We start from the raw sequence: 8,259 nt of genomic DNA, 5'->3' as shown, positions 1-8,259 counted from the left end.
GGCGTTTTCAGCTTCCGAGGCGTCGGCCGTCGTCCCAAGAACACCCCCCACCGATCGCTACGCGATCGCCTCCCCCAGAGGGGGAGGTTCCTCCTGGCCGCAAGGGGAGAAGGACGTTCAAAGCGTCTCCAGGAACGCCACCAGCGCCGCCTTTTCCTCCCGCGTCAGGCCCAGAGGCTTCAGCAGCGGGGTGGTGGTCGGGAACAGGCGGTCGCCGACCTGGTCGGGCTTGGGCCGCAGCCGGGCGCCGCCTTCGTTGTAGAAGTTCACCGTTCCCTCCAGCGTCGGGAAGATGCCGTTGTGCATGTAGGGACCGGTCTTCGAAATCCCGCGCAGGGACGGCGTCAGGAAGGCGCCGACGTCGGCCGGGTCGCCGCTGACCTCGTAGCGGCCCAGGTCCTGCAGCTTTCGACCGTAGAACGACAGGCCGATGTTGTGGAACTTGCCGTCCGACAGCAGCGGGCCGTTGTGGCAGTTGGCGCAGCCGGCCTTGCCCTGGAACAGCTCCAGCCCCTGCAGCTCCTGGTCGCTCAGCACCCGGCCGCCCAGGCTCAGCACCCGGTCCCACTTGCTGCTGCGCGGCTTGAGGGTGCGCTGGTAGGCGGCCAGGGCCTTGGCGGCGTCCTGGGCGGTGACGCGCCTGGCCCCGAACACCTGCGAGAAGGCCTTGCGATAGTCGGGATCGGCGTTCAGCCGGCGTTCGACCTCGCGCGGGTCGGCGGCCATCTCCTTGTGGTCGACCAGCGGGCCCAGGGCCTGGGTCTCCAGGCTGCCGGCCCGGCCGTCCCAGAACAGCGGCGTACGCCAGGCCACGACGGTCAGGGTCGGGGCGTTGCGGCGGCCGCGCTGGCGGTCGTGGCCGAACGAGGTCTTCACCCCGTCGCCGAACGCCAGTTCGGGATTGTGGCACGAGGCGCAGGCGATCTGGCCCGAGCCCGACAGCCGGGGATCCTCGAACAGCGTCCGGCCCAGCGCCGCCTTTTCCGGGGTCTGCGGATTGTCGGCCGGGACGACCGGGGCGGGCAGGGTCCCGAACGGGGTGAACGAGGCCCCGGCCAGCAGGGTCGGGGCCGGCCAGGTTTCAGGCTTGCCGGAGAAGGCGGCGCGGCGAACCGCGTTCGCGTCCGGAAGCGGCGCCAGCCCGATCAGGGCCGCCGCCGTTCCCAGCAACAGAAGGAGATTCGCCGCGCGCTTCATGGATCAGAACTTGTAGCTCATGCCGACCCAGAACGAGCGGCCAAGCTTGTAGGGCTGAGCGGTCGACGAGGCCGTCACCGTCTGCGGCAGGGTGTCGAACAGGTTGGTGATCCGCAGGTCGAGGCGGGCCTCGCCGTACGAGGTCTTGGCGATCAGCGCCTGGATGTTGGCGTTGAAGGTCGTCTGCGACTTGTAGCGGACGATGTCCCACACCGAATAGCGCACGCCGTTCACGGTCTGGGTCGCGCCGGTCTCCTCGACCTGGTCGAAGCCCGAGCGCCAGCGGGCGTTGAGGTTGGTGCGGATGCGGCCGTTCCACCAGTCGGCGCTCCAGTCGCCGTTGACCAGGCCGGGGGCGGCGTAGTTCAGGCGCTGGTTCTCGGCGATCACGCCCAGCAGGCCGCGCAGCTGGCCCTTGTAGTAGATCAGCTCGTCGCCGTACTCGGTCTCGTCCGACGGATCCTCGTAGTAGTTGTCGCTGAGATTGTCCTCGGTCTTGGACCACGAGCCGTTCACCGTGACGGTGTGGCGGCCGAAGCCCCGGCTCCATTCGGCCGAGACCCCGCGGTACGAGGTCTCGCCCTCGTTGCCCAGGTGCGTGGTGTTGTAGGTGTAGGTCTGGTTGTTGGTCTCGCGGACGTAGCTTTCGACCGTGACGACGCCGGCGGTGAACTGGTCGCGGGCCTCGCGGGCCACGCCCTTGATCCGCGCCACGCCGCCGAACACCGGCCTGGAGAGGGCGAAGGTCAGCTCGTCGGAATAGGGCGTCTTGACGCCGGTGCCCGCCACGCCGGCCGTCACCGAGTGCGAATAGAGGTACCAGTCGCCGGCCACCAACTGGCCGTTCACCGTCGAGGTGGTGCGGCGATAGACCTTGGTGCCCGGGTACTGCGACTTGATCGCGTAGCCGAGGAAGTCGCGCGAATAGTAGCGGTTGGCGCCGAGCGTGGCGGTGACTTCCCACGGCAGTTCGTAGACCACCGACAGGCGCGGGGCGAAGCTGTGGTTGCCGAGCAGGCTCTCGTGATCGTAGCGCAGGCCGCCGCGCACGGTCAGCGGGCCGCGGCTGACCTCGTACTCGGCGAAGGCCGAGACGGAGTCGAGGCTCGCCTCGGCGTCGTAGGCCGCATAGAAGATGGCGCTGGTCAGGACGACGTCGCCGGTCTTGCAGGCCACGTCGCCGGTGGCGCAGGCGACCCGGGTGCTAACCGTGCCCTGGCTGTAGGCGTAGTTGTCTTCCGGGCGGCGCTTGCGGGCCGTGACGTGGCCGTAGTCGGCGCCGACGCGCAGGTCGCCGCCCAGCAGAGGCTGGCTCCAGCGGGCCTGCAGGCCGATGTCTTCCTGCCACTGGTCGAGGTCGCCGAAGCTGCCCTCGGTGCAGTTGGTGTTGTTGCACCAGTCGGCGTAGGTCGAGGCCGAGGGCCAGGAGAAGTTGGGATCGGGCGCCTTACGGCCGCTCTGGGCCTTGGTGTAGGTCGCCGCCAGCGACCAGTTCGCCTCGTCGCGCTTGCCGGCCAGTTCGAGCTTGCCGGTCAGGCCGCCGCCCTTCTGGGTCATGACGGCGTTGCGCGAATTGTTGGCCGAGTTCTCGCTGGTGTAGGGGCTGTAGGCGATCTGGCCGCGCAGCACGAGGTCGGGCGCGAGATCGGCCTCGACCTTGGCCAGCACGTTGTCGCTGCGGCTCTTCAGGCCGAACGCGTCGCCGCCATAGGCCGCGGCGCGGTAGTAGGTCATCTCGGTTTCCTGCCGGCCGGCGCCGAGCAGAACCCGAACCTTGTCGTTGATCGGCAGGTCGACCGTCGCGTTGACCTTGCACTTCTCGTAGTTCGGGTGCGCCGGCTCGACGCCGTTCAGGGCGGTGCGCGTGGCGTTGGGGATCTTGAACGAGGTCAGGCTGTCGTTGGTGCAGCCGAAGGTGACCGAGCCGCCGAACACGTGGGCCGGCTGGCGCGTCTCGATCTGCACCATGCCGCCGGTGAAGCCGCCGTACTGGGCCGAGATGTTGCTGTCGCGGACGGTCAGGCTCTCGATCAGGTTGCTGTCGAGCCAGATCGACTGGGCGCTGCCGCCGGCCGTCTCGTTGTAGTTCTGGGCGTTGCTCGACAGGTCGACCACGTTCAGGCGGCTGTTTACGCCGACGCCGTCGATCGAGAAGTAGTTGTCATAGTACTGGCCGCCCGAGATCGAGACGTTGGCCGGCCGCAGGTCCTGGATGCTGTCCTGCGTCGCCAGGCCCTGGTCGGCGTCGAAATTGGCGTAGGGCAGGATCTTCAGGGTCTCGATGATGTCGCCGTTGCCGGGCGTGCGGTCCTCGAGGGCGCGGCGGGTGATCCTGGACGTGCCCGAGTCGACCGGGTCGGCGGCCTCGTAGGCCTTGGCGGGCGGTTGGGCGGCGGCCGCCTCGATGCTGACCTTGGGGAGGCGCTCGGCCTGTTCGTCCTGGCTCCAGGCCTGTCCGGCCGCGCCCAGCGCCACGGCCATCGCCGCGGAGGTCAACATCGCTCGCTTCATCACTCGCCCCGTATTCACGCTTGTGCGTATCAATCGCAATAAGGGCGCGGGCTATACGGGTGTTGAGATCGACTCGCAACTACGTGGGAGCCGCAATGGCGAAAAATGGGCGCGGGCGAACGGCGTTAGCGGTTCCGCTTGCGGATTTCCTTCAGGCGTTCCTCGAACCGCCGCTCGTTCTCGAGTTCGAACTCGGAGGCGGGGAAGAAGCGGCGCTTCATCGCCAGGCCGTCGGTGGCGCCCATCGACTCCGTCCGTGGCGCCTTGGGCTGGCGATACCAGTTGGTCGGCTCGGTGGTCGGCAGTTCGCGCTCGTCGGCCAGGGCCAGACGTTCGGCGGCCTCGGCCTCGCTGACCACGCCGTCCCGGTCATGATCGGCGCGGCTCAGCACCAGCTTCTGCGGCGCCAGGGTCTGGGCCGCGGCCGGAGCGGCCAGCAGCAGGGGCAGGGCGAGAACGGCGAGGCGGATCATGACGCGTCTCCCACGAGCGTCCCGGACGGAACGCCCCAAGGTGACGCAGGCAAGGCCGGCGCGCAACCCTGGCGGGAGGCGTCAGTCCTCGTCGTCGAGGTCGAAGGGCAGCTCGTCCTGATCGTCCTTGGGCGAGCGCGAGGCCTTGGACACCGGCTTGTACGGACGCTCCGGCGGCTGGTAGGCGGGACCGTCCTCGGCGTCGTCGTCGGCCCAGGCCTGGATCGGGGCCTCGGGATCGGACCAGGGCGGATCGGCGGCCTCGGGGCCGTCGTCGATTTCCTCGAACAGCGGGGCGGTGGCTACGGCCGCCGCGCTCGCGCCGGCGCCGGTCGTCACCGCCTCGCGCGCCGAACGATAGGGCGCGGGCTTGTCGAGGGTTTCGGCCGGAGCCGCCGGCGGCGCACGGCGGGCGATCTCGGGCTCGGCGGACTTGGCGGGGGCGGGCGGGGGACCGCGGGGCGCCAGCGGCCGGCGGACGATGGCCTCGGCGCGGGCCAGCCAGCGGTTGGCCTCCTGGATCGCCTGGGCGGGCGAGCGGCTCTGGCGCTGCTGCTGGTCGCCCTCCAGCCACAGGTCCAGTGCGAAGTCGGGGTGGCGGGGATCGTCGAAGATCAGCCGCAGGCAGACGCGGCCGGCCTGCTGGACGATCTGGTCGATGGCCCGGCGCTGCTCGCCCCGGAACACGCGGCCGATCACCTGGTTGTCGACCGACAGCTCGGCCCCCATCAGCTCGTCGATGCGGTAGAGCAGGCACCAGGCGCCGTTGTCCCAGGCGACGGCGGCGGTGTTGGTGTCGAACGAGAAGCCCGCGCCCTTGCCGCGACCGTGAGCGATGATCACGGTCTCGGGCTCGCCCTTCAGCACGTGGCGGAGGGCGCGGCGGATACGCCGCTCTTCGTCCATGAACCAGATGGCCGCGCTGCCCATGAAGGTGACGGCCGAGCCGGCGATGGCCACGAGCACAAGGAGACGCCAGAACTCGCTCATGGTTTCGGAAACTAGCGGCGTTCGCGGATTCGCGACAGGGGCGCCGGCTACCGCCCGCAGCGCGTGGTTCTAGAGGGCCAGCTTGGCGACCACCGGCACGTGGTCCGACGGCTTTTCCTTGTCGCGCTCGTCGCGGTGGATGGTCACGTCTTCGAGGATGTCGGCGGCCTGGGGCGACAGCAGCAGGTGATCGATGCGGATGCCCAGGTTCCGCGGCCAGGCGCCGGCCTGGTAGTCCCAGAACGTGTAGCCGCCCGGCGCGCCGTCGGACTGCATGTAGGCGTCGGTGAAGCCGAGGTTCTTCAAGGCCCGGAAGGCGGCGCGGCTCTCGGGCTGGAACAGGGCGTCGCCCAACCAGGCCTCGGGATTGGCCACGTCCTCGGCTTCGGGAATGACGTTGTAGTCGCCGGCGATGACCAGCGGCTCCTCGAAGGCGAGCAGCCCCTTGGCGTGCTCGTGCAGGCGGCGCATCCACGACAGCTTGTAGGTGAACTTCTCGGTGCCGATCGGGTTGCCGTTGGGCAGGTAGATCCCGACCACCCGCACGGGCTTGGGGCCCGAGATCACCGCCTCGACATAGCGGGCCTGCTCGTCCTCGGCGTCGCCTTCAAGCAGCGGCAGGCCCTTGCGGACGTCCTCGAGCGGATGCTTCGAGAGCAGGGCCACGCCGTTGTAGGTCTTCTGGCCGTGGACGACGACGTTGTAGCCCAGGCGCTCGAAGGCCTCGGCCGGGAACTTCTCGTCGACGCACTTGATTTCCTGCAGCACCGCGACGTCCGGCGCCTCGGCCTCGAACCAGGCCAGGACGTTGTCCAGGCGGGCGTTGACCGAATTGACGTTCCAGGTGGCGATGCGCATGGCGGGCTCCGAGCAGGCGCCGGAGGCTAGGGGGCGCAGGCTTTGGGCTCAAGCGGGCAGGGGGAGATTTCCGGGGATAGGGCGCTCAGCCGATCTGATCGATGATCAGTTCGCGCAGTTCGGCGCGGGTGAGACCGGGCCAGGCCCAGAGGGTGGCGGGCGAGAGCGGGGAGGTCACGGCAGGCGAAAGGTTCGGAGTGCGCGGCTTTTGGACAGCGATGGGCGCACGGGTGGTGTTGGTTTTCATAAAGTTCCAGTTTGGGAACGGCGATGTCGTCGTTCCGGATGATCGAATTTGGGAAAAAGCCCGCCCGCGCCGCTGGGCGGCGCTAGGGCGAGGGTGGCGCTTTCGTGCGGCATGAGAAGCCGCAAACCATGAGCGCTTGCTTACATAATAGGGGAGAGATCGCCGCATTCAATGGTCACGCGACGCCAGGTCGCAGGCGCCGGAAACCTCTACGGGCGCCAGGTCGCGCCCGTTTCGAGCGGGCGACGGTATTGGCCCGCAGGTCTTCGCGGTCAGATCGAGAAGCTGACGCCGCAGCCGCAGCTGGACTTGGCGTTGGGATTCTTCACGCGGAATTCCGCGCCGGCCAGTTCGTCGACGAAGTCGATCTCCGATCCCTTCAGCAGGGCCAGGGAGATCACGTCGACCAGGGCCGCGGCCCCGTCGCGCTCGATCCTGAGGTCGTCGTCCTGCGCGGCCTCGACCAGGTCGAACCGGTATTGGAAGCCCGAGCAGCCGCCGCCGTCGACGGCGACGCGCAGCATCACCGCGCGGCCTTCGGCTTCGGAAAGCGCGTGAAGGCGGCGGGCGGCGTTCGAAGAAAGCGTAACGTTGGTGTCGGTCATGGCTGTGGAAACTTCATCTATCGCCTATATGAGGACGTCCGCGTCCCGGGGAAAGGGGCGATCAGCAAAGGCCGCTCATGTCGACGTCTCCGTTCGCCGTCCCCCGCGCTCCTTACGCCGAGGATCCGACCAAGTCGCGGGGCCGTCGCTATCAGGAAGACGAGAGCCGCACGCGCACGCCGTTCGCCCGCGATCGCGACCGTATCATCCACACCTCGGCCTTCCGTCGCCTGAAGGAAAAGACCCAGGTGTTCGTCGCCCACGAGGGCGACCAGTTCCGCACCCGCCTGACCCACTCGCTGGAAGTGGCCCAGATCGCCCGCTCGCTGGCCACGGCCTTGGGGCTGGACGCCGACCTGGCCGAGACCATCGCGCTGGCCCACGACCTGGGCCATCCGCCGTTCGGCCATGCCGGCGAGGACGAGCTGGAGCTGCAGACCAAGGACTTCGGCGGCTTCGATCACAACGTCCAGACCTTCCGCGTCGTCACCGAACTGGAGCACCGCTATCCGGACTTCATCGGCCTGAACCTGACCTGGGAGACCCTGGAAGGGGTCATCAAGCACAACGGCCCGGTGATCCATAAGCTGGGCGAGCCGTCGTGGAAGGCGATCTCCAAGTACGACGCCGAATACGGCCTCAAGCTGGACACCTGGGCTTCGGCCGAGGCGCAGGTCGCGGCCCTGTCGGACGACATCGCCTACAACAACCACGACATCGACGACGGGGTGGAGGCGGGGCTCTTCACGCTGGACGAGCTGATGGACGTGCCGCTGATCGGCCCGATCCTGGCGGCCGTGCGCAGCGAGCGGCCCGAGCTCGACGCCCGCATCACCCGCCTGGAGGCCGTGCGCCGGATGATCGGGGCGATGGTCGACGACGTGATGGGCGAAACCCTGCAGCGCGCCGCCGCCACGGGCGTGATGTCGGCCGACGACGTGCGGGCCTTGCCGCATGCGCTAGTCTCGTTCTCGGCCGACATGCTGGAAGACCTGGCCCGCCTTCGCCAGTTCCTTCATGCCAGGATGTACCGCCACTGGCGGGTGAACCGCACCCGCAGCCAGGCGCGCCGCATTCTGGCCGAGATGTTCACGCTTTTCTTGGCCGAACCCGAGGTCCTGCCCTCGGAATGGTTCGCCAAGTCGCAGAACCGCGACCAGGCCGGAAGGGCCCGCGTGGTGTGCGACTACATCGCCGGCATGACCGATCGTTTCGCCATCGAGGAGCACCGCAAGCTGTTCCATCTGGATGTCTGGAACTGACGGGCTGCCGCCGCGGAAGGAACATGCACAACCGGCGAGGGTGCGACAGTTCTGAACGGGGATCGGGTCCAGTACAGTAGGAACTTGCGCGCGTGATTCGCCGACGGCGGATGCGA

The 8,259-nt window shown here is 68.5% G+C and carries 7 protein-coding genes; 1 reads left to right on the top strand and 6 read right to left on the bottom strand.

The window, feature by feature from the left end; all coding sequences use genetic code 11:
* Positions 1–117 precede the first annotated feature (117 nt).
* From AC07N1_RS23660 to erpA, 6 genes are all read right to left on the bottom strand, one after another.
* Positions 118–1,197: a cytochrome-c peroxidase gene (locus AC07N1_RS23660; RefSeq protein WP_494674017.1), complete on the bottom strand. Its 1,080-nt coding sequence runs from the start codon at positions 1,195–1,197 to the stop codon at positions 118–120.
* Positions 1,198–1,200: 3 nt separating this feature from the next.
* Positions 1,201–3,696: a TonB-dependent receptor gene (locus AC07N1_RS23655; protein ID WP_494674016.1), complete on the bottom strand. Its 2,496-nt coding sequence runs from the start codon at positions 3,694–3,696 to the stop codon at positions 1,201–1,203.
* A 137-nt stretch (positions 3,697–3,833) separates the two neighbouring features.
* On the bottom strand, positions 3,834–4,181 hold the full coding sequence (locus AC07N1_RS23650) for a hypothetical protein (RefSeq protein WP_494674015.1): 348 nt from the start codon (positions 4,179–4,181) through the stop codon (positions 3,834–3,836).
* 81 nt (positions 4,182–4,262) lie between these two features.
* Positions 4,263–5,171, bottom strand: a complete 909-nt coding sequence (locus AC07N1_RS23645) for a hypothetical protein (protein ID WP_494674014.1) — start codon at positions 5,169–5,171, stop codon at positions 4,263–4,265.
* A gap of 69 nt (positions 5,172–5,240) precedes the next feature.
* Positions 5,241–6,029: an exodeoxyribonuclease III gene (xth, locus tag AC07N1_RS23640; protein WP_494674013.1), complete on the bottom strand. Its 789-nt coding sequence runs from the start codon at positions 6,027–6,029 to the stop codon at positions 5,241–5,243.
* Between the two features lie 519 nt (positions 6,030–6,548).
* On the bottom strand, positions 6,549–6,881 hold the full coding sequence (gene erpA / locus AC07N1_RS23635) for an iron-sulfur cluster insertion protein ErpA (RefSeq protein WP_494674012.1): 333 nt from the start codon (positions 6,879–6,881) through the stop codon (positions 6,549–6,551).
* A 77-nt stretch (positions 6,882–6,958) separates the two neighbouring features.
* Between erpA and AC07N1_RS23630 the strand changes: the two genes are divergently transcribed.
* Complete coding sequence (locus AC07N1_RS23630) at positions 6,959–8,143, top strand: deoxyguanosinetriphosphate triphosphohydrolase (protein WP_494674011.1); 1,185 nt, start codon at positions 6,959–6,961, stop codon at positions 8,141–8,143.
* The last annotated feature ends 116 nt before the right edge of the window (positions 8,144–8,259 follow it).

This window comes from Caulobacter sp. GW821-FHT09B11 (genome assembly GCF_059418205.1).
The sequence above is the reverse complement of the archived record's forward strand: the minus strand, read 5'-3'. Positions and strand labels throughout refer to the sequence as shown.